Raw genomic sequence first — 2,227 nt, forward strand, 5'->3', positions numbered from 1 at the left:
GGAGTGGGTGCGATACGTCGCTGTGTAAGTAATTGTTAAACTTAGATTTAACCCGTTGTTTCGTCAACGGTAGCCTATGGACAGATGCACCAATAGTAATATACTGTATCAAAGCTGTCCAGACAAGGTAGCCCTTCCGAAAGGAGCAGTCAGAACCGTGAGGGAAAGACAATGGCTGTTAGTATCATACAGTCAGGGAGCTTGGCTTGGGTGGTATGGTTAGCGTAAGCGAACTGTCGTCTAAACGTCGTAAGGTTGAAGAAGCCAAAGATACTGATAGGCTTCAGCCCAAAAGGGAAGCAGTCGGTTATTCCTCTCCATTCTGGGAATACACGAACAGAGTACTGCCGGTGTAATAGACAGAACCTAACCCACTTATAAGTTACTTGCACGGAACGTAGTAAGCCCGTATTTCTCCTGCCAATGACAGGTAAGCAGACCGTAAGGAATGCCGAATGGAGTGCGGGTATAGGATTGCAGAAAAAGCGAATGCCACCCTGTAATGGGGTGAATAGGGATTGAAACATCATCCCGCTGCGAAAGCAGGCTGACTTCTGCGGTAGGTGATTCTTTACAAGAAACTTTTAGAACTTTTAAAAGGAGAAAAGCAAATGAACGAAATTAAAAAATCGTGTGCATCGACTGACCAAACGCAGAGCAAATGGGACAGTATAAATTGGCTCAAATGCGAAGCTGCGGTTCAAAAGCTACAAGCGCGTATTGTAAAGGCTCAAAAAGAGGGTCGCCACAACAAGGTCAAAGCCTTGCAGTGGACACTGACCCACTCGTTTTACGCTAAAGCATTAGCGGTAAGACGTGTAACTTCCAATAATGGGAGTAAAACGGCTGGCGTCGATATGGTAACATGGAAAACGCCAGATGCTAAAGTGTGTGCAATAACCGAACTGAAAAGGAGAGGTTATACACCCCAACCTCTGAGACGAGTACATATCAGAAAGAGTAACGGGAAATTAAGACCATTGGGTATACCAACTATGAAAGACCGGGCTATGCAGGCATTGTATCTGATGGCACTGGCTCCCGTAGCTGAAACAACGGCTGATGCCAATTCTTATGGTTTCAGAAAAGAAAGGAGCACGGCAGATGCCGTTCAACAATGCTTCAATGACCTGGCAAGGACGACATCCCCACAATGGATCTTAGAAGGTGATATCAAAGGTTGTTTCGACCATATCAGTCATGAATGGTTGCTTGACAATATCCCTATGGATAAAGTTTTGCTCCGTAAATGGTTGAAAAGTGGATTTATTTTCAACAAGCAACTTTTTCCGACAGAGGAGGGAACTCCTCAAGGCGGCATCATCTCCCCAACTCTTGCAAATATGACTTTGGACGGACTGGAAAAACTGCTTGCCGATAGCTTTCCGATAAACCGCTCGAAGAAAAATTACTATACTCCTATGATAAATCTTGTTCGCTACGCGGATGATTTTATTATCACAGGAGAGAGTAAGGAGTTGTTGGAGAACCATGTTAAACCATTAGTCATTGAGTTTCTTCAAGCAAGAGGGCTTACCTTATCAGAAGAAAAGACTAAGATAACTCATATAGAAGAAGGGTTTGATTTTCTTGGGTTCAATATCAGAAAATATAAAGGCAAGTTTATCACAAAACCATCCAAGAAGAGTCGAAAGAGATTTTTAGATAAGGTTCGTGAAATAGTGGACAAGAACAAGTCTTCTAAGCAACAATCTTTGATACGATTGCTAAACCCAGTCATTAGAGGATGGGCGAACTACTACAAGGGGTGTTCTGCATCGGAAACTTTCCGTAAAACAGATGCACAAATTTTCAACAAACTATGGCGATGGTCTCGCAGAAGACATCCCAAAAAAGGTAAACGATGGATTGCCAACAAGTATTATCACACTGTAAGAGGTAGAAGCTGGACTTTTGCCGTACCGCTTGAAAACAGGAAAGTGGATAAATACCACACTCTTGTGAGATTGTCGGATACGAAAATAAAGCGACATATCAAAATCCGCAGTGAGGCCAACCCATATGATGCCGATTGGAAAGATTTCTTCGATCAATACAAGACCCGAAGAATGCTTGCACACTTAGACGGCAAGCAATATATCTATCGCCTGTGGAATCAGCAAATGCAATGTTGCCCTGTGTGTGGCAAGCACATCACACGGGAAACTCCCTGGAAAATTACTGAAATGACAGGGAGCAGTAGAAAGGCGAAAGTCCTAATACATGA

At 43.3% G+C, this 2,227-nt stretch carries 1 protein-coding gene; it reads left to right on the plus strand.

Annotation, left to right across the window (positions count from 1 at the left end):
* Positions 1-611: 611 nt before the first annotated feature.
* Positions 612-2,227, plus strand: a 1,616-nt coding sequence (gene ltrA, locus ACESTR_RS15990) for a group II intron reverse transcriptase/maturase (RefSeq protein WP_346987877.1), incomplete at its 3' end; no start/stop codon positions are given.

The sequence above is a fragment of the Alistipes sp. DJF_B185 genome (assembly GCF_964250025.1).
GTDB lineage: Bacteria > Bacteroidota > Bacteroidia > Bacteroidales > Rikenellaceae > Alistipes > Alistipes finegoldii.